The organism is Salibacterium sp. K-3, from assembly GCF_054052005.1.
The window spans coordinates 483,031-508,468 of sequence record NZ_JBSVZE010000003.1; the positions used below are offsets into that span (position 1 = coordinate 483,031).

Consider the following 25,438-nt stretch of genomic DNA (forward strand, 5'->3'; position numbering starts at 1 on the left):
AAGTTTATCATATTTGAGGGCCGGCGAGCCTGTCCTATTTTTTTCACGACCCTTTTCCATTAAAATGATAACAGATAGTCATAATAATGGAGGCAGGCGGCGTATGTATCGGAATTTAAAAGAATGTGTGGAGGATCTGGAAGCGGGAGGCCACTTGATCCGCATCACAGAAGAAGTGGACCCGTACCTGGAAATGGCAGCGGTTCACCTTCGCGTGCACGAAGCCGGAGGTCCGGCCTTATTGTTTGAAAATGTGAAGGGATCACGGTATCAGGCCCTGTCCAACCTATTTGGCACGGTGGAGCGGAGCCGTTTCATTTTCCGGAAGACGTGGGACAAAGTACAGGACGTCGTGTCTCTCCGGAATGATCCAATGAAGGCATTGAAGCACCCTTTTCAGAACGCGCGCAGCGGCATAGCCGCAGCGAACGCCCTGCCTTCCAGAAAGAAACAGGCTCCTGGGTTTCAGGAAATAGAGCTGACCGATCTCCCTTTTATCCAGCACTGGCCGGGGGACGGCGGCGCATTCATTACGCTTCCGCAGGTCTACACGGAAGACCCGGACCAGCCGGGGATCATGAACTCCAACCTCGGAATGTACCGGATTCAGCTTGACGGCAACGATTATCACGTCAATGAAGAAGCCGGACTGCACTATCAGATCCACCGCGGCATCGGCATTCATCAGGCAAAAGCGGTCCAGCGCGGTGAGCCGCTGAAAGTAAGTATTTTTATCGGCGGACCCCCGGCGCATACCCTTGCCGCGGTGATGCCGCTCCCGGAAGGTCTTCCTGAGATGACATTCGCCGGTCTTCTTGCCGGCAGGCGTTTCCAATACAGCTATATCGACGGGTACTGCATCAGTCATGACGCCGACTTTGTGATTACCGGATACGTCTATCCCGGTGAAACCAAGCCGGAAGGTCCGTTTGGGGATCACCTCGGGTATTACAGTCTCACGCATGAGTTTCCGGTGCTTCATATTCATAAAGTCTATGCGAAACAGGATGCCATTCTGCCGTTCACCGTGGTCGGCCGGCCGCCGCAGGAAGACACCTCCTTCGGCGAAATTATCCATCAAATCACCGGCGACGCGGTGAAACAGGAGATTCCCGGTGTGAAGGAAGTGCATGCCGTCGATGCCGCCGGTGTGCATCCTCTCCTGTTCGCTGTTGGAAGCGAGCGGTACACACCGTTTGAAGAAGTAAAGCAGCCGGCGGAACTGCTCACCATCGCAAACCGCATACTAGGCACCGGCCAGTTAAGTCTTGCGAAGTATTTGTTTATTACAGCCGAACAGGAACGAGAGCTGGATACTCATAAGGAAGTGGATTTTTTAACGCATATGCTGGAACGCGTGGACCTGCACCGGGACCTTCACTTTCAGACGAAAACGACGATCGATACGCTTGATTATTCGGGAGAAGCGCTGAACCGTGGCAGCAAAGTCGTCATCGCGGCTTACGGGGATAAAAAGCGGGATCTCTGCAGCGAGGTGCCCTCCGTGCTCGGAGACGCGGACGGTTTTACCCGCCCGGCGCTAGTTATGCCGGGAGCCGCCGCTGTGGAAGGACCGTCCTACACCGATGAATCGACTGCCGCTGCCGAATGTGAAACACTTGCCGGCGTGATCCAGGCAGGCGGCGGTCTGCCGTCGTGTCCGATGATTATCATCTGTGATGACAGTGAATTTCTCACAGCATCCCTGCAGAATTTTCTCTGGGCCGCCTTCACCCGCAGCAACCCGTCCCACGACATTCACGGGGTGAACAGCTTTTATGAAAACAAACACTGGGGCTGCGACACGATGATCATCGACGCCCGCATCAAGCCGCATCACGCCCCGCCGCTCCTTCCAGATCCGGAAGTGGAGAAAAACATCGAGCGCCTCTTTGATAAGGGAGGAAGCCTGGAAACCTTATACGGAACAAGACAGTAATACCGATGATAAGAAAAAGCCCATATAATTGTGTAAAAAGAGGTGGGATATCTCCATTTCGTCTACAATGTTTACCACCAATTAAAAACAAAAAGGAGAAATGGAAAATGTCCCACTTACAGCTTAGCCTAAATTTAGACGACCTAAAAGATAAGGTGATGAATTCCGATTTGGAATTCTTGATCAAGGCCTCCATCGTTTTGATCTTACGATGCATTCCTGTATCAAAAGATACAGCTTTTCCCTATGCAAAGAGTATTCAATCCAGGGCAGGAGCGGAAGGCGGCGACTCCAGCGGGAAGAGCAGCAGCCGAAGATCACCTCAAAGGGGGATTCACCCCCTTTGAGGAAGCTGAGGCGCTGCCCGCGGAAAGCGTCCGCCTGCAGCGTATGCCCCCAATCGCAGCGTAAAACGTTTTGGCTGTCTCTGATAAAACGGTAGATGGTATTTTACACAAGATTAAGGACTTGACCACGATGATAAGAAAAATAGTGTCCCCTATTTCCAGATAGAGGACACTATTTTTTTCATTTTGTTTGCTGCTGTCTTTTAACCGCGTTGTTAAGGACAGCAGCAAGAATTTCTCCCTATGTAATGGTTCATACATCCGGTTCCGGTTAACCCTCCGCTTCCCGGGCGAGCAGAAGGCAGCCTGTGACCGCAGCATTATCGCCAAGAACCGGGGCTGTAACCGCCGTTTCGAGATTGGGCGTTTCAACGTAGCCGTTCAACAGACGTGCAAACTGTTCACGAATGAGAGGAAACAGCTGCGTCTGCTTCATGACGCCGCCTCCGAGAATAAAAACTTCCGGGCGTAATATCAGGGTGTAATTCACAAGGGCCTGGGCGATATAATACGCCTCGATCTCCCAGACCTTCTCATCCGCAGTGAGATCCTGCGCTTTTTTGTTGTATCTCTTCTCCACCGCCGGACCGGCTGCCATTCCTTCCAGACAGTTGTTGTGATACGGGCAGGCGCCTTCGTAGTCATCCTCCGGGTGCTGCCGTACAAGGATATGCCCCATCTCCGGGTGTCCATATCCTTCCAGTACCTTTCCATCCACAACAGCACCGCCTCCGATGCCGGTACCGACTGTCAGGTACACACAGCTCCCCGCCTGCTGAGCTCCGCCTCTTCTGAATTCCCCGTAAGCCGCCGCATTCACATCAGTCGTCCATACGCAGGGAACCTTGTATCTTTCCTTAACAGCACCGAGAAAATCAAAAAATCCCCAGTCCGGTTTCGGCGTGCTGGTGATGTACCCATAGGTATCCGACTGCCGGTTCACATCGATAGGGCCGAATGACCCGATCCCTATCGAGCGCAGGTCAAAGCGGTCAAAAAAAGCAAACACCTGCTTCAGCGTCTCCTTCGGTGTCGTCGTTGGAATGCTGGTGCGTTCCTCCATATCCACCCCGTCCCGGCTGACGGCGCACACAAATTTCGTCCCGCCTGCTTCAATGGCTCCGTAATACATACATGCTCCTCCTTATGTTCTGCCCGAACGGTTCTAGTCTTTCCGTTCCCTGTCGATATCAGCTGCTTCATGGATGAAGGCTGCAATCAGTACACAGTACAATGCGACCGTGATCACTTTCCACGCTACTCCTCCGATCTGCTGCGCGCGCAGCGCATTCAGCTCGCCGACTCCCGGAGACATCGAGTACGCCGCGTACAGTACTTCTCCTCCGAAAATGATATAAATCCCAAGTGGCGTTAGGAACACTCCGATTCCGACGATATATATAATCTTCAGAAAGGGCTGCAGCGTGTTCATGCCTGTATCCGGAGCTGTGACCGGCCACCACATCGCAAACGCCAGCACAAACAGCAGAAACATTACCGGGATACTGGTAAGCGGCCCGGCCATAACGACATCAAACACTCTCGGCACGTATACTGTACAGAAAGCAGCATTGAATAACACGAGAGCAGGCACCGGTTTCGTCAAAAAGCGTACCAGCCCGCCCTTACGCTGGACCGGCTCCAGCCATTTTTCCGTCATACCAAGCAGAATAAAAATCGGAACGAAAAAGAAAAGCGCTGTCTGCTGCAGCATATGTACGAGAAAGAAAGACTCCCCCCACGTCAGTACCGGCTCGACCAAGGCCGCTGCAAACAGAACCATGCCGAGAATAAACGAGACTTTTTTCCGGACGGGCACGCCCCGGGCTTTTGCCACGGTCCAATACCTCCGGATCATCCATACGGTAAAAACAACAAGCACCGTGCTCCAAACATACGTCATATTATAACTCCTGTTTTTATGTTTAAACTATCACCTTATTTCATCATAAGCTTATCACGGCAGAGCAGAAAGGGTAAAATGAGTACCGCGTTGAAATCAATGAGACTACGACTCGGGCATCAATGTAACCTGTTCCTCTTCCCCGCTGTTCAAATCGTACCGGAACAGATGAAATACTTCCGTCTGATCGGATTTCCTGCTCTTTTTCACATAGTACAGCTTCGTGTTTCCTCTGCTCAGCTGTGTTCCCTGTATGGATTCGTTAATGTGGAGACGTTCTCCTTCTTCTTTGGAATCAGGATCAAACCACATCATGTCATAGTCATACATGCCGCCTTCGCCGTAATTCATGATCGTCTGATAAAGTAATTTATTTTGATCCTCCAGCCGCACAACCTCACTGATTGGGACCTCACTTTTCTTATTGGAGATGACCGTCATGTCCTCCGGATTTTCGATGTTCATTTCATAAATCCGCTCGACGGACTCAAACATCGAATCCCGCGTGACGTTTTCAAAATCATCGGGTAGTATCATCAACATCTTTTCTCCATCTTCTGACAGACTGAGCGAGCTCGGCGAATAGGCGTCAAACGAACGTATTTCTTCAAAGGATCCGTCCGGTTTCAAGGTATATAAACCGGACTGTAAAGGTTTGAATCCCGTTTCAGGCTCTCCCTGTGTGCTGAGGTGAATGCCGTTTACTATCCAGCGTTCATGTGCCGGATCTTTCACGAGACCTGTGATAAGGCCGCGCGCCTGGAGAACCGTTTCCACCTTTCCGCCTTCTGCGGATACGGTAACAATATCGCTGTGTGCAAGTTGAAATTCCTGTTCACCCGGACCTCCTTCCGGATAGCCACTCGTTTGGACAACGGACACATCACCGTTTTCATTGAAGGCCGGACTCCACAGCTTCTTTGATTTCTCCGCCGTGTAAATGCCTGAACGCTCAGCTCCGCGTTCTTGTACATAGAGAGTCTGTGTGCCGCTTGATTCCATCACATAAGCGATGCGTCCGTCCGGTGCGACGCTGTATTCGCCGGTGAAAGAGGGTTTTGCGTTTTCTTCGGACTCCACCATTCCTCCCGCCGCGGCCAGCCCGGCCGTTACAACAGCGATCAGACCAAATACAACTGCCATTCCTTTTTTATTCATTAGACTGCCTCCTTATTCAAATAATCCCGCAGCAGACGGAAGGATAATCGGCCAGAACATGTACGTCAGAATAAGAATAGTCAGAACCAAACTTCCCATAATCAGTTTCGGATACCGGGGGAGCAGCAGGACCTGAGCCGCATAAAGCACCGCCCATAAGAGCATTGGTATCAATACATGCAGTAAAATGGCAGCGGAGACACCGAAACCCATGGCAATAAGCGAAATATACGATACGGAAAGCCCGCATCCGAGACCTAGTGTAATATTAACGATATGGATAATACGCCGCGATTTTTTATGTTCTTTTTTTCGTTCATACGTGAGTACTGTACAATACAGAAGATACAGGTTGAGCAGTAAAATCAAAGGAAGAACCGGACCTAAGGAACCGGAACCGAAAAATCCCAAGCCACTCCATTGAGGAACAAGAAACAGAAGATTCAAAACCAAAGCAAGAGCCAGCCACAGCTTGCGTTTTACAGCAAATGTGCGGTTCAATGCAAAAAACAGTACTGCCGAGTGACCGACTGTTCCCAGGAGAACAAACCAAAGAGCTTCCCGGGTCTGAACAAGCGACGAGATGTATTTCCCGAAGGTAAACATAAAACAAAGCACCGCAAGTGCCAGCAGCAGCTCGCGCCGGAACGGAAACATCGCCTGCTGCAGGCCGTCGCCGATACGCGCTTCCTGTCCGAACATGGTCATCGCCTCTTCCTCTGCTTCTTCTTCTGTTTTCCCCGCTGCCATTTCCTCATCACGGCGCATGAGAACGTGCGATAACAGCTCCTCATACAAATCATCACGCTCCGCGCGGCTGCAGTCGGTCTGAGCGGCGATCCGCTTCACATAATCTTCCAGCTTACGTGTCATAGGCTCTCCCCGCCTTATGCAGCAGATCATGAAGCGACGCCCAGTTTTTGCGCTTGCGTTCGAGTTCGGACCCGCCTTCTTCGGTGATGGCATAATACTTCTTCCGTCTCTCTCCTTCCGGCGCGCTCCAGTATGATGTCACCCAGCCTTTCTTCTCCATCCGCTTTAACGCCGGATACAACGTACCTTCACTCATGTTGTACGCCTCATCACTCAGGCTCTTCAGCTTCTTTGTCATTTCATAGCCGTACAAATCCCGTTCCGCAATCAACGACAACAGAATCAGATCAATGTTTCCCTTCATCATTTCTTTATCCATACTATCTTCTACCCCTTTTCTGGAATACAGTTCCAGTATAGGTTTTTATACATCGTATTACAAGGGTTCAAATTATAATACCACCCTCTGTAACATAAAGGGTGGTGTCAGACCAGGTATGCATCACTGTTTTATGGCGGTGGGAGAAAGGGGCGGGCTGTAGTAATATCCCTGGTATTCCTCGCAGTGGTTCCGGGAAAGCATCTCGAGCTGGACGCCGTTTTCAATGCCCTCGGCAATGACATTGAATTCAAGCTGGTGGGCCATGTGAATAATAGCGTCCACGATTGCCTTTTCTCTCGGGCTTTCCACATGGTCGATAAACGTTTTATCGATTTTCAGGGTGTTGAGCGGAAAATCTTTCAGATAGCTCAGAGAGGAATAGCCTGTACCAAAATCATCAAGGGAAATGTTGACGTCCATGTCCCGTATGTCATTCATAAGCGGTACGGAATACTCCGGATCCTGGACGGTACTTTCGGTTATTTCCAGTTCGAGATAGTTCGGTGGAAGTCCGGTTTCCTCCAGGATTTCGTTTATCATGGAAATAAAATCGGGCTGACGGAACTGAAGCGGGGAGATATTGACGGATATTCTCGACACCATCCTGCCCTCCTGCCGCCACTGCTCCGCCTGCCGGCATGCTTCCCGCAGAATCCAGCGGCCCAGGGGAATGATGAGGCCGGTCTCTTCGGCGAGTGGAATAAACTCCGCCGGGGATACCATGCCAAGCTCAGGATGGTGCCAGCGGATCAGCGCTTCGTAGCCTTTCACTTCATTCGTTGCAACACTCACCTGCGGCTGATAATAGAGGACAAATTCTTCCTGCTCCATCCCTTTTCGGAGGTCGGATTCAAGCACCATTTTTTTCGACACTTCTTCGTTCATGTCCGATGTGAAAAAGCGGTACTGGCTGGCACCTATACGTTTGGACTTGTACATGGCCGTATCTGCATGTTTCATTAACTCCTCGGCACCCATCCCATCATCCGGATACATACTGATCCCGATCGATGCGGAAACAAACATTTCCTTTTCGTCTATGAAAAACGCGGTGTTTAAATCCTTCAACAGCATTTCGGCTGTTTGACCGGCCTGGTACTCGGAGGCATCCGGCATCACCAGAACGAATTCGTCGCCGCTCTGCCGGGATAGAAGGTCCGCATTATGCAGATGTTCCGTCATACGTTCAGCGGCTGTGACAAGCAGCTTGTCCCCCGTCCGGTGGCCGAATACATCATTCACCTGTTTGAACCGGTCCAGATCAATAAATAGAACAGCCAGCTGCTCCGAAGACTTCTGATCCAGTATTTTCTGGAGATGCTCATTTAACATGCGCCGGTTGGGAAGCTGAGTTAGATCGTCCCTATAGATCAGTTCCTGGATGCGCTCCTGCTGCTTCACCCGTTCTGAAATATCCCGGATGATACCGGTATAGTATATACTGCCTCCTCTGTGCTGACAGGAAAGCGACAGCTCGACCGGGAAGGTATGCCCGTCTTTATGCAGCCCTTCAAGCTCCACCACGGAACCGATCACTCGCTGCTTCCCTGTGTTTTTATGGCGTTCAAATCCGGCGCAGTGTTCTTTCAGATAAGATTCCGGAATAATAACGGTCAGGTCCCGGCCGATCACCTCTTCTTTCTTGTATCCAAAAATACCTGCCGCTGCCTCGTTCCATGATATAATGGTTCCATCTTGATCCGAGGTAACAACAGCATCATTAGCTGATTGAATAATAGACTGATATAAACCTTCAAGCATATCATACTGGTCCCGGCTCGTTTCTATTTTCCGGTCGAATACCGCTGCCATAATAGTAATAGCCAAAATGGCCAAAATCGCGGTTCCGATAAATAACGACAGCTGCCCGGATCCTATAAATGAACTCCCGGCCGGATCTGCACCGGCCCCGTCAAAATAGTAGGAAGTCCCGGCCATGCCGGTATAATGCATGCCTGCAATCGCCGTCCCCATTAAAACCGAGCTGCCGAGATAACCTATCTCCTGCTTCATGCGAAGCGGTACAGCAGGGACAGCAGAGAGTAGCTGAAGAGCGGTAAACGAAGCAATAAACGCGATAAAGATCGACAAGGCAACGATTAATGGATTATAGACCAACTCATCCCCCATCCGCATCGACTCCATCCCAATGTAATGCATGGATACGATACCTGCGCCGATCACGACCGCCCCGATCAGATGCGTCACCGTCCGGGGTGTAAAGAATTTTAATATAAGAAAGGCAAGCCAGCTTGCCGTTACGGCACATACGATACTGACGATGAACAGCACAGGATCATACGTCACCGTCATATCCATGTCATAGGCAAGCATGCCTATAAAGTGCATGGACCAAATGCCTGATCCCAGACAAAACCCGCCGCTTAGCGCCCAGCCATTCTTCGTTTTAGCAAGGGACCCTTTCAGCCTTCCTGCTGCATGAAAAGCGGCATACGAGGCAAGCACCGCAATCACAACCGACAGCAGAACCAGTTCCGGTATATAAGATCCCTGCATCGTCATGGGTATCACTCCTAAGCCTCCGTATCGTACTATCCCCTCATTATTCGTGTACTTCTTCAGAAAATCAATCCAGGAAAAGTAAAAGGGGCATTTTTTAGAAAACAAAATTTTCAAAATAGTACATATCCCGGAAGCGGAAAATCAGCCGGACTCATCAGCAGCCCGGCTTCATCTATTTTAACGTACATCAAAGTTGAAACAGGATTCCGGTAAGAGAGTAAATAATAACGGTGGAGAAGAAAATCGTCATATGAACGAGAGAGAAAATAAACATCGCTTTCGCCCATTTCTCCGGATCCATTTTCTTCGAGCCGTACATGCTTAACACAAGCCAGGTGATACTTAGAAGCAGAGACACGAGCATCAATCCAAGGCTGAGGGTGCCGAGCAGAAAGCTGATTGCGATCAGGATGACAAGGTACGCATTCGTCTGCACGTACGTGCGCTGCACACCTTTCACCACCGGAAGCATCGGTACACCTGCGGCACGGTATTCTTCATGTTTGCGGATCGCTATGGCATAGAAATGCGGCATCTGCCAGATGACCGTAATCACAAACAGACCGAGCACGGCGGGATGGGAAATGTCCGGGTACATTGCGGCCCATCCGATCAGCGGCGGCATCGCCCCGGAAATGCTGCCGATCTCCGTATTGTATACGGTTCTTCGTTTACTCCACATCGTATAAGGCACGACATAAAAAAAGATGCCCAATAACCCCAATAAAGCTGCCAGGGGCGTCGCCAGAGCCAGAATACCTACCCCGGCGGCGCTCATAAGCAGCGCCAGCCACAGCACGGTGCCGGGTTTAATATCACCGGTGACGGTCGGCCGGGTTTTCGTTCGTTCCATCATGGAATCAATGTCCCGGTCGTACAGGTTATTAAAAGCTCCTGCCGCCCCCATCACCAGAATGGACCCGGCAAACGCACTCAGAATCGCCGGAAGTTTCTCTATAATGCCTAGTTGATAGGTATACAATGCCAACGTAAGCCCCGCAGCCATCGGAAACAGATTCGACTTAATAATCCCCGTTTTTACCGTTTTCGCCAGTATGTCCACCAGCGGCGGACTGCCGGAAGCGGAAGACCCGCTCATCTGATGATTTTTCTTCTGATCTTTACGCATGATTATCCTCTTCATTTCTATAATAAATATCATTTTTCATTATATCAGACATGTCCCCCGCCTTATACGAAACGGTTTTGACCATTCAGCAACATATTAGGAGAAAGGAGGGAATTTCAAATTTGTGACATTAATTTGTTCATGGAAGGGTATACACCTGCAAGGCGGACAAAACGATGGGAGATGACAGCCATAGAAAAGCAGCTGCTGCCGTATCCACCCATGTCATTGATTGATTTATTTACTTTTTTTCTTATCATCATACTACTATTTTTTCTAAAGGGGATTTCAACGTGGACGACAAAAAGAAGAAATTTCAATTCATGAACAGCATCTTCTGGGTTTCTTTTTCGATCATCTTCGTTTTTGCAGTATGGGGAGCTGCTGCCCCCGGAGTGCTCTCTGATGTCGCCGACGTCGTATATGGCTGGATCGCCGGGACATTCGGATGGTTTTACCTCGTGTTTGTACTGTTTCTTATTTTATTCAATTTCTACCTCGCCTTTAGTAAGTACGGTAAAATCCGGCTCGGCGGGGTGGATGCGAAACCAAAATACCCGCTTTTCACCTGGATTGCCATGTTATTCAGCTGCGGCTTCGGTGTCAGTATTGTTTTCTGGGGTGTCGCGGAGCCGATGACCCATTTTGGCAGCCCGCCCCCTTTTGAACCCGGGCTTGAAGCAGAAACCGCCGCTGCAGCCAGAGAAGCAATGTGGAATGCATTTTTCAACAATGGCATTCATCAATGGGCGTCCTTTACCTTTGTTGGCCTGGCCATTTCCTATTTTCTCTATCGGCAGGATGAACGCAGCCTGATCAGCGATACGATGAATTCGGTGATCGGCCACACCGGGAAGAAGCCTCTGCTTCATTCCATTGATATCATTGCCGTTATCGCAACCGTGATGGGCGTTGCTACCACCCTTGGGTTGAGTGTTCTCCAGATCAGCAGCGGTCTGGGCAGTGTTTTTGATCTGAGCTCCGGCCGGGTTCTCCAGTTTGTCATTGTGGCAGCCATGTTTATCTTTTTCATGCTTTCCACGCTGTCGGGGCTCGACCGCGGGATCAAGTACCTCAGTAATGTGAACCTGGGGCTTGCGCTGTTCTTGATGGTTGCGATGCTGTTCATCGGGCCGACCGGATTTATTCTAAACGCGATCACGACAGGTATCGGTGACTACCTGCAGAACTTTTTCCAGGCGAGTCTCCGGCTGGATCAGTACACAGACAGTACATGGGTCCAGGACTGGCCGGTCTATTACTGGGCCTGGACGATTGCGTGGGCTCCATTTGTCGGGATGTTCGTCGCCCGGATTTCCAAGGGACGGACCCTGCGTGAATTCGTGCTCGGTGTGATGGTCGCTCCTCCGACAATCGGGATTATCTGGATCGGTATTTTCGGCGGTACCGCCGTCCACCTTGATCTGTTTCAGGGAACCGATATTACCGGAGCTGTGGAGGAGAATACGGCAACCGCCCTTTTTGCGATGCTGGAGCATGTGCCGCTGGGGACCGTTCTCTCTATCCTGGCGATCTGCCTGCTGTTCACCTTCCTGGTGACATCCGCCGATTCCGCCACGTTTGTACTTGGGATGATGACCTCCAACGGCGATCAGAACCCTTCTGTTATTGTAAAAATTATCTGGGGCACCCTCATTGCCTCGCTGGCTCTGGTCTTGATCATCAGCGCCGGGCTGAACGGTCTGCAGACGGCATCTCTCGTCGGGGCCCTCCCGTTCTCTGTCGTCCTGTTCGTCGGAGCAGTGTCGCTGCTTAAATCTATCAGAGAGGATTACCGGGAGACCCGCGAGCGGGAAGAAGAGGAACGGCAGCGCCAGATCCGCGAACAGATTGAAAATCACAGGGAATATTAAAAAAGGAGCTGCCTGTTGGATGCGCAGCTCTTTCTTTTATTTTGGTCTCGCGAGGCGTTCATTGTTACGTTTAAGCACTCATTTTTCGTCCAAACGTCGTTATGACGGATTTATAGTTACGTTTTTAACGTGGTGCAGCGTGCCAAACGTTACGTAGAACCTTTCATGATTACGTTTACGATACTTCCGTCTGCCCCAATCGTCGTTTAGACGCCGGGTCTTGCTTTTTCTTCCACCTTTCCCTATGATAGAAGAAATCGAAAGGGAGTGACCTATGATAAAAAAGAAGCGCCGCCCCTCCCCCGAACTTCTGCTGTTTCGAAGTCTGAACATCCGCTCTTCTCTCCCACCAAAAGAAAAGCAGTATTACCACCATCTTGAAAAAGGATTTCAGGGAGAACGACAATTCGACGACTGGGCATCCACGCTCGACCCGCAGCCGGTTATGATTCATGATATTTCTTTTGAAATAAATCACACCTACTGCCAGCTCGACTCGTTATGGATCACTCCTCAAGGAATCTACCTATTTGAAGTGAAACATTACGAAGGTGATTTTTATGTAGAAGACGATAGATGGTATACCGTATATGGAAAAGAAATAAAAAGCCCCCTGCTGCAGTTAAGAAAAAACGAATCCCTGCTCCGCCAACTGATGCACCAGCTTAACTGGAACACCCCGATACACGCTTCCCTTATTTTCATGCATCCTTGCTTCACTCTTTACCACGCTTCTCCTGATATGCCGCTTCTTTTCCCTTCCCAGACCGACCGATTTGTTCAGAAATGGAAACAGGAATCCCTGCCTTCCGGAGAGAGGGAGGAGTTAAAGGCCGAACATCTCCTTGAACGCGGGACGACCATTCCCTTTCCTCCGCGGACGCCGCCCTATACTTTCACCGACCTGCAAAAAGGTATCGTCTGCGCAGCATGCTTTTCTTTTATGAAAAAAGAGAAGAGAATGCTGATCTGCCCGGAGTGTCGAACCACTGTAAGCAGGGATCAGGGAGTGCTGCAGAGCATAGAAGAATTCAGGCTCCTGTTTCCGGATGCCAGACTCACCACCAACACCGTCATCGAATGGTGCGGGGGCGGCCTGCCTCCGCGGTCGATAAGGAGAATCCTGTCCACCAACTTCCAAATAACAGGGAAAGGAAAGTATGCCTATTACCAGTAACGGGCATTTTTGTTGGAACGTCTCTTCAAACAACACCGCCATCTTCCCATAGTTACGTTTGCACCGCTTCCGCGCACCCTAAACGTCGTTATGAAACTCGCCGGGTTACGTTTGACCGGCTCCCGGCAGCCGCAAACTGTCTTCTAAACCATTCATGATTACGTTTATGCACGATTTCCGACACGTTTTGGCCGCATGACGCTAAAAATCCGGATGACACGGCGTCATCCGGATCGTTCATCAGCCCTGCTTCCACTTGGCAAGCAGCGACAACAGGATAGTGATAAGCAGAAAGCCCAGCAAGGCAAGAAAGGGAATGGTGATAAATCCAAACATATTGATATACTGCCCCTGGCACGGCACTCCTTCGGCGCACGGTTCCACAGGCGCAAATCCTGGTATTTTCTGCATCAGATAATGATACGCCGAAATCAAAACGCCTATCACAGAAAGAGGAAGCACGTACCGGATGATGCGGGTATTATGATCATAAGCCGCAATACCCAGCACAATGACAAGCGGGTACATCAGAATACGCTGATACCAGCAGAGTTCGCACGGTTCAAATCCAAGTCCTTCGCTGAAATACAAACTTCCGAGAACAGCTGCTGCCGACACCAGCCAGGCAGCATATAGTCCATAAGAGGTGACTATTTTTCTCATGCCCCCTGCTCCAGTTCCTCTTCAATCGCGGCCTGAATGGCCTCCCAGTCAAACGGATCTTCCATGAGGGTTCCATTCACCAAAATACTCGGGGTCAATTCAATATTATTCTCATCCACCAGCGCCTGGTCGGTATTCACCCGCTCTTCATAAGCAGCTTGCTCCACGTCTTCTACAAGCTGTGCCGGCTCCGGCCCCTCGTCCAGCTGCGACGCAATTTCTCCAAGGGCATCCGGGGTGATCCATACGTCATCATGCGACTGATTGTCCGGCTGGTTTTCAAACAAGGTGTCATGAAACGACCAGAATGCATCAGGATGGCGGTCCCATACGGATTCGGAAGCCAAGGCTGCAAGCCTCGATTCCTCACCGTGAAACAGGGTATTCACATAGGAAAAAGATACATCGCCGTTGTTAATATAGCTTTGTTCCAGCATCGGAAACACCGTCTGATTCCACGATTTGCAGGCCGGACACTTATAGTCACCGAATTCCACCACCTGCACCGGTGCATCGTTTTCTCCCATCACCGGCTGATCATCCAGCTCCAGCTTCGACCCTGCCTGACTTCCGGCCGGATTGTCCGGTCTCGTAAACAGAAAAACACCCATTGCAGCAAATACTACAGCCGTCACAACGACAAGAATTTTTGACTTCATACGCTTTGCCTCTCTTTCGTTCTGTTACAGATGCTTCTTTCATTTTACACAAAATCAAGCATCATAGCTGTGACAGAACACTAAAAAAAGGAAAAAACGTTCTTTTTACAACATAGTGCAGCCAAAACGCATGTTAATCGGGAGACTGTCCGTCCGTTTTCATATCCTGCTCCGTCTCCTGCCCCATTCCTTTCAGGAAGGTGAGAAGCAGCGTGACCGCCCGATTGACTTCCGGGTCCTTTAATGATTTTACGAGATCCATGTACCCCGTCTTTTCTTCGGTGTCCCCGGCTTCGCCGACACGCCGCAGGCCTTCGTTGACTTTCAGCAGCAGCGGCTCTATTTTTTCCACATCAAGTTTACCGGCAACCCCCATCAGGAGCAGAAGATGACGGATTGCTTTCGTATTTTCCTCATTGTTCATGGTATCGGCGAGTACTTTCAGCACTTTATCGCCGTCGGCAAACAGACCGTGCAGAAGCGAAATCACGCCGCGGTCATCCGCATGCTTCAGTGTGGAGAGGGATTTCAGGATCACTTCTTTATTCTCAATCAAGGCATCTTCGATTTCACGGAGGTCCTGCTCCCGCTTTTCTTCTTCCGATGGCTCCTGTCTCTTTATATGCTGGATTTTTTCCGCCATGTCAACGGTATCCTCCTTTCACTACGTCCCCGGGAAAGGTGTAGTCGTTCCGCTGCCATTTTTTCTCCACCTGCACACCAATCTGAGGCTGTGGATTCCCAAAACGATGATTGATTTTCGGAAGCGGTGAAGACCCTTCCTCCTCCAGAACTTCCATTTTCACCCGCACTTCTTTGTACGCCGGGGTATCCGTGTCTTTATCCGCATAGCTGCTCGTGAGGCGGTTGACCGCCCCGTCTCCGTCATCATTCAGCGGGATATAGATTTCTTTTTTCTGTACCCGCTCCGTCACCAGACATGGGAGTTTGACCGCGCCGTACGGAGAAATCAGCCGTACGAGTGTGCCGTTGCTCAACGACCGTTCTTCCGCCAGTTGCGGCGATACTTCGACAAAGGCACGCGGCGTGCCGCGTGTAATTCCTTCCGACTGATAGGTCATGTTTCCTTCATGGAAATGCTCCAGCAGTCGTCCATTGTTCACCTGCAGGTCATACTCTTCCTCATACTGCACCGGTTTTGTCCATTCGACCGGATAGAGGCGGGCCCTCCCGTCTTCAAACGGAAACCGTTCGGCAAACAACATCGGTTCATCGGTACCGTCAGCGTGCACCGGCCACTGCAGACTTTGGTATCCTTTCAGTTTTTCATAAGACACCCCTGCAAACAGCGGAGTTAACGAGGCGGCTTCATCCATTATTTCAGATGGATGCTCATACTCCCAGCCTGCATCGAGCAGGTTTGCAATGTCCATGATAATCTTCCAGTCCGGACGGGAATCACCGAGCGGTTCCAGTGCCTGGTACAACCGCTGAATCCGGCGTTCTGTATTCGTAAAGGTCCCGTCTTTCTCCAGACTCGGGCTTGCCGGAAGTACGACGTCCGCGAACTGGGCGGTAGTGGTGAGAAACAGATCCTGCACAACAAAGAAATCCAGTTTTTCAAAAGCGCCGTGGACATAGTTGATATTGGAATCGACAATGCCCATATCCTCGCCTTTGAGATACATTGACTTCAGTTTGCCGTCATGAATGGCATCCACCATTTCATGGTTATTCAGCCCTTTTTCTTTCGGAATATCCGCCTGCCAGGCCTCTTCAAAACGACTTCTCACCTCATCATCACTGACATACTGATAGCCTGGAAAGCGGTCCGGCATACTGCCGAAATCGCTGGCTCCCTGCACGTTATTGTGTCCGCGGAGCGGATAGGCGCCGGTGCCGGGCCGGCCGTAGTTGCCGGTGATAAGAAGCAGGTTGGATATCGCTGTGCTCGTATCGCTTCCACCCTGGTGCTGGGTGACACCCATCGCCCAGAGAATACAGACACTGCCGGCCTCATGAATCATTTGGGCGGTACGGATTAAATCGTCCTGAGACACTCCGGTCATTTGGGAAGCATATTCCATCGTGTAAGGGGCGAGCGTTTCTTTAAAATGTTCTACTCCGTTCACGTTCTTCTCCAGAAAGGAATCATCCGCCCAACCCTGATCCACGATGTATTTGGTCACCGCAGATAGCCAGATCAAGTCAGTTCCGGATTCCGGGCGGATAAACAAGTCCGACCGCTGCGCCATTTCATGTTTCCGCAGATCGGATACGATCAGCTTCTGGCCGTGGAGCTTGTGGGAACTTTTCACTCTGGTTGAGAGCACCGGATGGGACTCCGATGTGTTCGACCCTATGGTAATGATAAGTTCACTCTGCTGAATGTCCGTGATGGATCCGGAGTCCCCTCCGTAACCGACGGTGCGGAACAGTCCCATCGTCGCCGGGCTCTGACAGTAACGGGAGCAGTTGTCGACATTATTGGTGCCGATGACACCCCGGGCCAGCTTCTGCATTAAGTACGATTCTTCATTGGTACACTTGGATGAACTGATAAAACTGAGCGCGTCCGCTCCGTGTTCCTCCTTGATACCGGTGAACTTCCGTTTGATCAAATCCAGCGCTTCGGTCCATTCCGCTTCACGGAACATCTGTCCTTCACGGATCAACGGCTTTGTGAGGCGCTCTTCACTGTTCACAAAATCCCACCCGAATTTCCCTTTCACACAGGTGGAAATGCCGTTAGCAGGTGCCTCCTGCTGCGGTTCGATCTTTAATATGTCACGACCCTTTGTCCAGACATCAAAGCTGCAGCCGACCCCGCAGTACGTACACACCGTCTTCGTCTTTTCGATCCGGCTTTCCCGCATCGAGGCTTCCATATCCGATATGGCAAGGATCGAACTGTAGCCTGTTTCCACCCCTTTTGTAATATCAATGAGCGGGCGCAGGGTATCTTCTTCCATTCCGGTCATGTAGCCGGCTTCTCCTTCCATGCCGGTTTCCATCATCGCATTGCATGGACATACCGTCGAGCAGTGCCCGCAGGATACACAGGACGATTCTTCAATCGGAACGTCATTATCCCAGATTACCCGCGGCTGTTCACGTTCCCAGTCAATCGTCAGTGTTTCGGTGACCTGCACGTCCTGACAGGCTTCCACACAGCGCCCGCACAGAATGCACTGATCCGGATCATAACGGTAAAAACTGTTCGAATCTTTTTGATACGGCTTTGGTTCAAACGGCACACTCTGATGTTCGATTTTCATTTCCTTCACCGTATTATGAATCTCACAGCCGCCGTTGTTATAGTCGCAGACCGTACAGTAAAGCTCGTGGTTAAAAAGAATCCGGTCGATCGCAACCTTCTGCGCGTCTTTGACTTCCCTGGAGACCGTATTGAACTCATCTCCCGGGTGAACCTCGGAGGAGCAGGCCCGTACTAATTCCCCGTTTTTTTCCACAATACAGGTGTCACACGTCTCAATTGCCCCGAGACTGGGATGATAGCAGACAGAAGGCACCTCTTCCTCCTGTTCCGTCAGGACGTTAAGGGCTGAAAGATCACCGTTTACTGTTTTCTCTGTTCCGTTTACTTTCACTTCTACTTTGCCACCCAACATGCCCGCTCCTTTCTACCGATGATGTTATGATTTGCTGCTGAACTTTTGCTCCAGGTTATCTTCAAAAACAAAGATGGACATCCCGACATCTTTTTCGATATCAATATCAACAAATAATTCCACAAAATTACTTCCCAGCATTTCTTCCATTTCATACGGACGATGCTTCCGGTACATTTCTTTCACCATCTGTGTTCTGGCTTCACGAAGCATCTGCCGCCCGTCTTTTTCACTTGCGATAAACTTCTCTACAGGGGAAAGGTTCCCCTCCATCTCACATATGGCCCAGTTTTTACAGAATGTCGTCGTGATATGGCTGGGCCCCTTTCCCATGTGTTTTTTGCGGAACGACCGCACTAAATTACTGAATTCAGCTTCATATCTGTTCATACCTCTTCAACCTTTTTGAACGTTTTATCCTGCTTCCTCCTGTTGCTGCTGTCTTCGGAGTGCATTAATATCCTTGCGGATCCAGAATGAAAGGACCAGTGCCACTGCAATCATGCCGGCAAAAATATACAACGTTGCGATATAGCTTTGTGTCATCTGACGAACAGTGGAGGAAATACTGGGACCGACAAGTCCGGCTGCCGCCCATGCGGTTAAAATATAACCGTGGATAGCGCCCAGTTCCTTCGTCCCAAACAGATCGCCGATATAAGCCGGAATAGAAGCAAAACCGCCTCCGTAACAGGAAATAATGATAAACAGTAGAATCTGGAATACGATGGCCTGACCAATCACCGGCAGAAAAAAGTAAGCAGCCACCTGGATGACGAAAAAGGTGGTGTATACATTGGCACGGCCGATATAGTCAGAGACCGAAGCCCAGGCGATACGCCCCAGTCCGTTGAAAAATCCCATAATACCGACCATCGTTGCTGCAGCTGCGGCAGACAACCCTGCCACTTCCTGACCCATAGGAGCCGCCACAGCTAGTATTGCAATACCGCAGGTCACGTTAATGAATAACATCAGCCACAAAAACCAGAATCGTCTTGTTTTCACCGCTTCATTCGCCGTAAGCTGGGACAGGTCCGCTTTTCTCTTCGTGTCGGCCTTTACTTTATCCTGCATATATCCTTCCGGCGGCCGTTCCAGGTACAAGGCCGAAGCCGTCATACAGCATAGAAAGATAGCCCCGATGATAAAAAAAGTATTGGCTATACCGACCGATCCAATTAATGCTTCCTGCAGCGGACTGAAGATGACAGCAGAAAATCCAAATCCCATAATAGCAAGACCCGTTGCCATCCCTCTCCGGTCAGGGAACCATTTCACCAGTGATGAGACCGGTGTAATATAACCTATACCCAAACCGATACCGCCGAAAACGCCGTAAGAAATAAGCAGAAGAATAAGTGATTCTATCGTAACAGCCACACCTGCCCCCAACACACCCGCTCCAAAAAAACCGGCTGCTGTAAGGCCTGCCACCCTCGGTCCGTATCTTTCTACAAAATGACCGAGAAACGCGGCAGCCAGCCCGAGAAATAAAATAGCAAGACTGAAGGTGAAGTTGACCCAGAACAATGACCAGCCCATCTCATCCTGAAGCGGATTGGTAAACACACTCCACGCATACACCGAACCAATGGAAATATGTATTCCAACCGCCGACAATGCAATCAACCATCTGTTTTTCAGCTTTGTTCCCATACCATTCACTCCTTCTTTTACATTTCCTGTTTCATTAAAAAACGCCGCTTTCTCAAAACAAACGTCACCATTGTTCTGAAAAAACGACGTATACAGCAGAAACAGGAACGCTGTTTTACCATGCAGTAATCGCTTACATTTTTGAGAAAGCAGACAATCATAACAGGAACGCTGTTACATCCTTCTCCTTTCACAAAATATTCATATTTCATTCATTCTATAACGAATTCCTGACTTTTTCAATAAATGAGATAATTTAGATTCTTTTGACTAGGATTTGAATGCTTATCACAGGGTTGATATGATAAACATAATAAAGGCAACAGAAAGGGGAGCAGGCTTGTGGCAGATAACATAAGTGAACCCCGTCCGATTACGTCTTACCGGGCTGGGGATATTCATCAAACAACAGACCTCATTGTGAATGAAATGCCGCTCACCATATATGTTAACGGAGAAGAATTTGCCACGATGGTCTGTTCTCCGGAGCATCTCCGTGATATGGTCATCGGATTTCTCGCTTCGGAAGGAATTATTCTCTTTTATGACGATATTTACAGTCTGTACCTGGATAAGGAGGCCGGTTTTGCCTATATCACCCTTCATAAAAACCCCGACCTTTCCCCGGCCGGACACTCCAGGCGCTTCATCGGTTCCTGCTGCGGCAAAAGCCGGCAGTTTTATTTCCACAATGATATGAAAATGGCCAAAACCGCCGGTTCGTCGGTAAAGCTTTCTCCCTCCCGCTGTATTATGCTGATGGAAGCGATGCAGAGGGAAAGCAGAGCGTTCCACCAAACCGGCGGCGTACACAATGCCGGACTCTGTTCCACAGAAGAGCTGCTGCTGACACGGATGGATATCGGCCGCCACAATGCACTCGATAAGTTGTACGGACACTGCCTCGTAAACCGGTGGAACGTCAGGGATAAAGTCCTTGTTTTCAGCGGCCGGCTGTCATCGGAAGTATTAACAAAAGCGGCCAAGATAGGGGTCGGGATTGTCCTCTCCAAATCCGCCCCGACCAGCCTCGCCATCGACCTTGCTGATGACCTGAATATCACCGCCGTCGGTTTTATCCGGGGAGACAAACTGAATGTGTACACCCATGATGAACGAATCACCGAAAAAGGAGTGGGGACCCTGTGAGTTCATGCCCGATCGATCATAGCCTGGAAGACGTTAAAACGAAGCTCGAAAGCCAGAAACCGTTCCTGCCGGAGTCTTTGTACCACCATACAGAACAGGCTCTTCACAAGGAACAGACACAGGAAACCTTAAATGAGGTCTTTCATCTTCTCAAAAAATACGACCTGGCAGCACCGGAAGAACAGGAAAACAGGAATACCCAGCTGGAGCAGCTTTTACGGAATGAATGGTAATGTATCCACCCGGAGCATGTACCAGCCAAACATCTCCGTTTAGCTGCCGAATGCCGGCATTTACCTGCCAAATGAACCGCCATACAAGCCGAATTAAGAGATTTACCCGCCATATAGGCATCAATACCAGCCAACGCAGCATAAGACTCTCCCCCGGCGATAGTCTACCCATAGCGTCGTCTTAGGGATACTACGTCGTAAAAACCAGACCATAGTGGTTTCAAGCGGATGGCATGCAGCCATTAAGCGCCCGTGAAAGAGTCACAGTGTCTCCCGGAACGGATTATGTGGACACTAAATTCATTACGGAAACATCCAATGTCCCCATCCCTTTAATCTCCCTAAAAAAACCCGGACGATGTCGGCTTCTTTCAACACAGCAGACGATCGTCCGGATTTTTATATCCCATTATCTATACATTTTAATGATCATGTCCTTCGTGGCTGCCACTCTCCGTTTCCGGCTCTTCCGAATGCTGGAGCGCGGTTTTCAAATTTTCTATATTGGTCCGCATCAGGCTGAAGTAGCCCTCACCTGCTTCCCGTTCTTCTTCTGTCAGCGAAGCCAGGTTATGCAGGTAAAGCGCTTCTGCCCCTGCTTCCTCCTGCACCACTTCTGTGACTTTTGACGACACATTCTTCTCCAGCAGCACGTGATTAATGCCGGTCGTTTCGATCGTATCAATGATGGACTGCAGTTCTTTCTGGGATGGTTCGTCGGAAGGGGAAATCCCTGTCACTGCGGTCTGTTCCAGCCCGTAGCGGTCTTCCCAATATCCATAAGCAGCATGCGAAACAATAAAGGTATCGTTGGCCGCTTCCTCTGCCATACTGCTGAACTCCTCATCGAGAGTGTTCAGTTCCTCTGTGAGCGCCTCATAATTTTCCTGAAACGTTTCTTCCTTGGCCGGACGAAGCTCGACCAGCATGTCTTTTATATTTTCCGCCGCTTCGCCGGCAAGAACCGGATCAAGCCAGATATGTGGATCTACGGTGCTTTCATGGTTATGGTCCTCTCCACTGTGATCATGCCCGGAGGCTGTTTCCTGCAGATCCAGGCCTTCCGTTACCGCGAGAGACTCCACGCCTTCGGCAGCAGCCGTTTCATTGACCGCATCCGCAAATCCTTCCATGCCTGCCCCGTTGTACATAAACGCATCCGACTCAGCAATATCAACCATCGTCTGCGACGTGGGCTCAAAGCTGTGCGGATCCGCACCGGACGGTACGAGGTTCTCCACCTCTACGTCATCTCCTCCGATTCGTTCCGCAAAATCCTTCCATGCCGCTAACGTCGTATAAATATGTAACGTTTCCCCTTCTCCTGCCGCCTGTGATCCGCTGTTATTTTCACCCGGCTCCTCCGATGCGCACGCCGCTGTCAATCCGGCTGTAAGCAGAATGACAGCCGCAGTCACTACACAATTTCTCACTACTCCATTCCCCTTTCGTAACGATTACGATTAAACTTATGTCAGTGTATCGTAACCCTTACGATTTGTAAACAATAATGATTATTATTTATTGTTTTTTCGGGTCAGTTGAGTTCTATCCAGAGTTTCCGGGGGCTGTTCCATCCAGTTATGCTTAATCATAATATCTATCCCGCTCTTTGCAAACTTCGCCACCTCCATTGACAACCGCTCATAATCAAGAATCAGATCCGTCCGCAGACTCGCAGACATCGCCAGCGCATAGTTTCCGACTCCTGCTGCGGTGAGCAGGGACATGTGAAACATCATTAATTTGTCGGAAAACGTGCGGGTGGTCGAATCACTGACACCAAGATCCGGCAGCCTCGGTGTGACAATATCATTTTCATCGAGAATGGAGGTGAAAACCTTAATATGTTTATTCGATATTTCCTTCCCCCGTAACATATAATTCTGAACTTCTTTGGACATAGAGGTCTGCGCGAATGCAATAGCCAGTTTCACCCCGACGGCATTCGTGAAGATATTCAAATATAGGTATGCAATTTCCACTGCATTCAATGCGCGTTTGTCACGGAAAGGATGGAGACCGCTCATATAATGTTTACTTTCAATATACTCCCGCTCTTTCGGCACATTCAGATAAGGAGGGGTGGCATGAATGCCCTTGGACACTGCTGTCTCGGTCGTCATGTTGTAAAGGGAGGACGTATCAGACAGGAGCTTTGTATAGAAAGCACGTACATCTTCCCGTCGGCTCATGCCGAGAAACCCGCTGTAGGTCATCATGCCGACTTTAGACATGTGATTTACATAGGTTAAACAAAAAATATCAGAAAACAGCCAAGGGGCATCCATGTGAACATCCTGGTCGGAAAAGCCATCCGGCTTCACATAATCCTCCTTTTCAAAAAGGGCACTCATCTCTTTCAGATCGCGCTCTGTAATATCATATGCATACTGCACGGCATTCCTGATTTCTGTATCCTGTAGATGCTGCAGCATAAACGACAGTATCACATTTGACATGCTGTCATTCATATACGTGGTCCATAAGCTTCCGATTTCAGAAGATGTAAGGTGAGTGTCCTGTCTATCCACTGCCATGCCTCCTTCAAGCATTCTGTTTATTATTGACAAGTATTTTTCTGATCAACGTACCAACACCAAGTCCGATGGGAAGAAACAGCATTGGAAGCCACATCGGCCCGATTTTATATCCATAAAATGTAAATACCGGAGAAAAAATTAAGCCTATCGTGACAAAATAGGCTGAAAACGCCATGGGCAGATACGAAAAGGGCTTTTCCCCACCGCCTGCTTCCCGGTAAGCATCCCATATCGCGAAAAAATAGAGACACGGGTAAAACATCAGCCATTGATAATTGGTTTGTTCAATCGCTTCCTGAATATTTCCATGAAAGCTCAATACGATAATATGATTGAACCGGCCAAAAACGTTTACTATTACTTCCAGCAAAACGAGCAGTATTCCTTTCACATATTTTCCGAGTATTAAATGACCAAACCCGGGCAGGGCAATGCTCCATAGCACAATTTCCAGTTTTCTGCTCTGTTTTTCCTGATTGTTATTCATATATCATTACCTATTCTCCTGAGTTTTCAGCCTCCTGCCGGCTTGTCTAATTAACCGGTTCTTGTCTTAGTTTTTCAGAAATCTTTCTGTTTATGCACGTCCCCGGCGTTTTTTTAGAGCGGCCGCTGCTAGCAGCAGCGCAGGCAAAATCACATGAAAAGGCAGATGCATGGATAACGGCACAATTTGAAGTCCTTCCTGGATATGCTCTGCATATCCGCTTGCAGTCGCAATAGAAAGAAAGAGGACGATAAGACCAAGCGGAAAAATCAGAATGGAGATTTCTTTCATTCGGAATAAATCAGATACACCAAGCACAGCAGCATAAAAATAAACACTTATCTTAATAAATCCTCCAATAATTAAGGCGATCATAAAAAAGACGTCCAGCCTCTCCAGAAAATCAGCTACCTGGATGGCCTGGATGGTATTTAAAAGCGGAAACTGCGAACGATCTGTCAAATCCACCCCAAGCACCGAAATATTTACCGCCGTTGTAATCGCCAGATTAATACCGCTTAGGACAAGCGCTGAAAACGCAGCCGGTTTTATTTTATCCGGGCGGTTTACGTACGGTAGGATCATGAAAAAGACAACTGCTTCCCCAAACGGTACATACAACGTTTCCATGCCGGCTGTTTTCAAGACCCGGCTGATACCGCCTTCCAGCACCGGCTTCAAATTATCAATATCAATCAGACCAGAAATAACAATTAATATGAACCCCAGCACAGCCAGTACATAAAGAACGACAAACAACAGCTCCCCTGTCCTGGCAACGACTTCAATACCTTTATGGACCGTGTAAATAACAATAAGGATAAGAAGCGCGTTAATGATAAAAAGGGGGGTTTCGTTATAAGCGAAGGTCACAAGCATTTCCCCGAAGTCGCGCAGCACCCGCGCGGCACTATACAAAAAAAGGATGATATAAAGGTAAGCTGCGATTTTGCCAAAAACCGGCCCGATAATACGCTGCATATACGTGGTCGGAAGAATATCCGGATAATACAGATACAAACGGTAATACATCCAGAACAGGAAAAGGCCCCCGGCCATTCCCACCAGAACAGCCAGCCAGGCATCCTGTTCCGCCTCGGTGCCCAAAGACAGCAGCAGCGCACTGCCCATTTCAAACAAAAAGATCAGCACAAACAGCTGTCCGGCATTTATTTTTGCCTTTTCCATCCGCTCCACCCCCCTGTAT

General features: G+C 49.5%; 23 protein-coding genes. 5 read left to right on the forward strand and 18 right to left on the reverse strand.

The window, feature by feature from the left end:
- The first annotated feature begins 103 nt into the window (after positions 1-103).
- Positions 104-1,939, forward strand: coding sequence for a UbiD family decarboxylase (locus tag ACW9JV_RS17845; RefSeq protein ID WP_457336945.1), 1,836 nt, complete (start codon positions 104-106; stop codon positions 1,937-1,939).
- 618 nt (positions 1,940-2,557) lie between these two features.
- On the opposite strand, the gene ACW9JV_RS17850 is transcribed toward ACW9JV_RS17845, so the two are convergent.
- From ACW9JV_RS17850 to ACW9JV_RS17885, 8 genes are all read right to left on the reverse strand, one after another.
- Positions 2,558-3,418: an ROK family protein gene (locus tag ACW9JV_RS17850; protein WP_457336947.1), complete on the reverse strand. Its 861-nt coding sequence runs from the start codon at positions 3,416-3,418 to the stop codon at positions 2,558-2,560.
- Positions 3,419-3,451: 33 nt separating this feature from the next.
- Positions 3,452-4,189, reverse strand: a complete 738-nt coding sequence (locus ACW9JV_RS17855) for a cytochrome c oxidase assembly protein (RefSeq protein ID WP_457336949.1) — start codon at positions 4,187-4,189, stop codon at positions 3,452-3,454.
- A gap of 105 nt (positions 4,190-4,294) precedes the next feature.
- The gene (locus tag ACW9JV_RS17860) at positions 4,295-5,347 is read right to left on the reverse strand and encodes a hypothetical protein (RefSeq protein WP_457336951.1); all 1,053 of its coding nucleotides are present in this window, start codon (positions 5,345-5,347) and stop codon (positions 4,295-4,297) included.
- Between the two features lie 12 nt (positions 5,348-5,359).
- A complete protein-coding gene (locus ACW9JV_RS17865; protein WP_457336953.1) occupies positions 5,360-6,220 on the reverse strand; it encodes a permease prefix domain 1-containing protein in 861 nt (286 codons plus the stop codon).
- A complete protein-coding gene (locus ACW9JV_RS17870) occupies positions 6,210-6,539 on the reverse strand; it encodes a PadR family transcriptional regulator (protein ID WP_457336955.1) in 330 nt (109 codons plus the stop codon). Before ACW9JV_RS17870 ends, ACW9JV_RS17865 begins: the two co-directional genes overlap by 11 nt.
- Positions 6,540-6,662: 123 nt before the next feature.
- On the reverse strand, positions 6,663-9,065 hold the full coding sequence (locus ACW9JV_RS17875; RefSeq protein WP_457336957.1) for an EAL domain-containing protein: 2,403 nt from the start codon (positions 9,063-9,065) through the stop codon (positions 6,663-6,665).
- Between the two features lie 187 nt (positions 9,066-9,252).
- Complete coding sequence (gene cyoE, locus ACW9JV_RS17880) at positions 9,253-10,164, reverse strand: heme o synthase (RefSeq protein ID WP_457337251.1); 912 nt, start codon at positions 10,162-10,164, stop codon at positions 9,253-9,255.
- 146 nt (positions 10,165-10,310) lie between these two features.
- Complete coding sequence (locus tag ACW9JV_RS17885; protein ID WP_457336959.1) at positions 10,311-10,457, reverse strand: hypothetical protein; 147 nt, start codon at positions 10,455-10,457, stop codon at positions 10,311-10,313.
- Positions 10,458-10,487: 30 nt separating this feature from the next.
- Here ACW9JV_RS17885 and ACW9JV_RS17890 point away from each other — a divergent pair, with 30 nt between their 5' ends.
- On the forward strand, positions 10,488-12,068 hold the full coding sequence (locus ACW9JV_RS17890; RefSeq protein WP_457336960.1) for a BCCT family transporter: 1,581 nt from the start codon (positions 10,488-10,490) through the stop codon (positions 12,066-12,068).
- A 274-nt stretch (positions 12,069-12,342) separates the two neighbouring features.
- Positions 12,343-13,245, forward strand: a complete 903-nt coding sequence (locus tag ACW9JV_RS17895) for an NERD domain-containing protein (RefSeq protein WP_457336963.1) — start codon at positions 12,343-12,345, stop codon at positions 13,243-13,245.
- A 240-nt stretch (positions 13,246-13,485) separates the two neighbouring features.
- Here ACW9JV_RS17895 and ACW9JV_RS17900 read toward each other — a convergent pair whose 3' ends face one another.
- The 6 genes from ACW9JV_RS17900 to ACW9JV_RS17925 all read right to left on the reverse strand — a co-directional run bounded on the left by ACW9JV_RS17900 (position 13,486) and on the right by ACW9JV_RS17925 (position 19,819).
- Positions 13,486-13,908, reverse strand: coding sequence for a disulfide oxidoreductase (locus tag ACW9JV_RS17900; protein WP_457336965.1), 423 nt, complete (start codon positions 13,906-13,908; stop codon positions 13,486-13,488).
- Entirely contained in the window at positions 13,905-14,567 is a 663-nt protein-coding gene (locus ACW9JV_RS17905) for a DsbA family protein (RefSeq protein WP_457336967.1), read from the reverse strand. Before ACW9JV_RS17905 ends, ACW9JV_RS17900 begins: the two co-directional genes overlap by 4 nt.
- A gap of 133 nt (positions 14,568-14,700) precedes the next feature.
- Positions 14,701-15,210, reverse strand: a complete 510-nt coding sequence (locus tag ACW9JV_RS17910; RefSeq protein ID WP_457336969.1) for a DUF1641 domain-containing protein — start codon at positions 15,208-15,210, stop codon at positions 14,701-14,703.
- Position 15,211: 1 nt separating this feature from the next.
- Complete coding sequence (gene fdhF, locus ACW9JV_RS17915) at positions 15,212-18,157, reverse strand: formate dehydrogenase subunit alpha (RefSeq protein WP_457336971.1); 2,946 nt, start codon at positions 18,155-18,157, stop codon at positions 15,212-15,214.
- A 27-nt stretch (positions 18,158-18,184) separates the two neighbouring features.
- Positions 18,185-18,550: a DUF2294 domain-containing protein gene (locus ACW9JV_RS17920; protein ID WP_457336973.1), complete on the reverse strand. Its 366-nt coding sequence runs from the start codon at positions 18,548-18,550 to the stop codon at positions 18,185-18,187.
- 24 nt (positions 18,551-18,574) lie between these two features.
- Complete coding sequence (locus ACW9JV_RS17925) at positions 18,575-19,819, reverse strand: L-lactate MFS transporter (RefSeq protein ID WP_457336975.1); 1,245 nt, start codon at positions 19,817-19,819, stop codon at positions 18,575-18,577.
- Positions 19,820-20,161: 342 nt separating this feature from the next.
- Between ACW9JV_RS17925 and fdhD the strand changes: the two genes are divergently transcribed.
- Together fdhD and ACW9JV_RS17935 are read left to right on the forward strand one after the other, a co-directional pair.
- Positions 20,162-20,968, forward strand: coding sequence for a formate dehydrogenase accessory sulfurtransferase FdhD (fdhD, locus tag ACW9JV_RS17930; RefSeq protein ID WP_457336977.1), 807 nt, complete (start codon positions 20,162-20,164; stop codon positions 20,966-20,968).
- Positions 20,965-21,201: a hypothetical protein gene (locus ACW9JV_RS17935; RefSeq protein WP_457336979.1), complete on the forward strand. Its 237-nt coding sequence runs from the start codon at positions 20,965-20,967 to the stop codon at positions 21,199-21,201. The genes fdhD and ACW9JV_RS17935 overlap by 4 nt, the downstream gene beginning before the upstream one ends.
- A gap of 422 nt (positions 21,202-21,623) precedes the next feature.
- Here the strand turns inward: ACW9JV_RS17935 and ACW9JV_RS17940 are convergent, their stop codons facing one another.
- The 4 genes from ACW9JV_RS17940 to ACW9JV_RS17955 all read right to left on the reverse strand — a co-directional run bounded on the left by ACW9JV_RS17940 (position 21,624) and on the right by ACW9JV_RS17955 (position 25,419).
- Positions 21,624-22,634, reverse strand: coding sequence for a metal ABC transporter solute-binding protein, Zn/Mn family (locus ACW9JV_RS17940; RefSeq protein WP_457336981.1), 1,011 nt, complete (start codon positions 22,632-22,634; stop codon positions 21,624-21,626).
- An 84-nt stretch (positions 22,635-22,718) separates the two neighbouring features.
- A complete protein-coding gene (locus ACW9JV_RS17945; protein WP_457336983.1) occupies positions 22,719-23,741 on the reverse strand; it encodes a DUF3231 family protein in 1,023 nt (340 codons plus the stop codon).
- Between the two features lie 7 nt (positions 23,742-23,748).
- Positions 23,749-24,231: a hypothetical protein gene (locus tag ACW9JV_RS17950; RefSeq protein WP_457336985.1), complete on the reverse strand. Its 483-nt coding sequence runs from the start codon at positions 24,229-24,231 to the stop codon at positions 23,749-23,751.
- A 90-nt stretch (positions 24,232-24,321) separates the two neighbouring features.
- Positions 24,322-25,419 carry a GerAB/ArcD/ProY family transporter gene (locus ACW9JV_RS17955; protein WP_457336987.1) on the reverse strand — a complete coding sequence of 366 codons (1,098 nt, stop codon included), beginning with the start codon at positions 25,417-25,419 and terminating at the stop codon, positions 24,322-24,324.
- Positions 25,420-25,438 lie beyond the last annotated feature (19 nt).

Coding starts and splice junctions, on each gene's coding strand:
- ACW9JV_RS17845 (WP_457336945.1), top strand. CDS start 104: ATGTATCGGAATTTAAAAGAATGTGTGGAGGATCTGGAAGCGGGAGGC.
- ACW9JV_RS17850 (WP_457336947.1), bottom strand. CDS start 3,418: ATGTATTACGGAGCCATTGAAGCAGGCGGGACGAAATTTGTGTGCGCC.
- ACW9JV_RS17855 (WP_457336949.1), bottom strand. CDS start 4,189: ATGACGTATGTTTGGAGCACGGTGCTTGTTGTTTTTACCGTATGGATG.
- ACW9JV_RS17860 (WP_457336951.1), bottom strand. CDS start 5,347: ATGAATAAAAAAGGAATGGCAGTTGTATTTGGTCTGATCGCTGTTGTA.
- ACW9JV_RS17865 (WP_457336953.1), bottom strand. CDS start 6,220: ATGACACGTAAGCTGGAAGATTATGTGAAGCGGATCGCCGCTCAGACC.
- ACW9JV_RS17870 (WP_457336955.1), bottom strand. CDS start 6,539: ATGGATAAAGAAATGATGAAGGGAAACATTGATCTGATTCTGTTGTCG.
- ACW9JV_RS17875 (WP_457336957.1), bottom strand. CDS start 9,065: ATGACGATGCAGGGATCTTATATACCGGAACTGGTTCTGCTGTCGGTT.
- cyoE (WP_457337251.1), bottom strand. CDS start 10,164: ATGAGCGGGTCTTCCGCTTCCGGCAGTCCGCCGCTGGTGGACATACTG.
- ACW9JV_RS17885 (WP_457336959.1), bottom strand. CDS start 10,457: ATGATGATAAGAAAAAAAGTAAATAAATCAATCAATGACATGGGTGGA.
- ACW9JV_RS17895 (WP_457336963.1), top strand. CDS start 12,343: ATGATAAAAAAGAAGCGCCGCCCCTCCCCCGAACTTCTGCTGTTTCGA.
- ACW9JV_RS17900 (WP_457336965.1), bottom strand. CDS start 13,908: ATGAGAAAAATAGTCACCTCTTATGGACTATATGCTGCCTGGCTGGTG.
- ACW9JV_RS17905 (WP_457336967.1), bottom strand. CDS start 14,567: ATGAAGTCAAAAATTCTTGTCGTTGTGACGGCTGTAGTATTTGCTGCA.
- ACW9JV_RS17910 (WP_457336969.1), bottom strand. CDS start 15,210: ATGGCGGAAAAAATCCAGCATATAAAGAGACAGGAGCCATCGGAAGAA.
- ACW9JV_RS17920 (WP_457336973.1), bottom strand. CDS start 18,550: ATGAACAGATATGAAGCTGAATTCAGTAATTTAGTGCGGTCGTTCCGC.
- ACW9JV_RS17925 (WP_457336975.1), bottom strand. CDS start 19,819: ATGGGAACAAAGCTGAAAAACAGATGGTTGATTGCATTGTCGGCGGTT.
- ACW9JV_RS17945 (WP_457336983.1), bottom strand. CDS start 23,741: ATGGCAGTGGATAGACAGGACACTCACCTTACATCTTCTGAAATCGGA.
- ACW9JV_RS17950 (WP_457336985.1), bottom strand. CDS start 24,231: ATGAATAACAATCAGGAAAAACAGAGCAGAAAACTGGAAATTGTGCTA.
- ACW9JV_RS17955 (WP_457336987.1), bottom strand. CDS start 25,419: ATGGAAAAGGCAAAAATAAATGCCGGACAGCTGTTTGTGCTGATCTTT.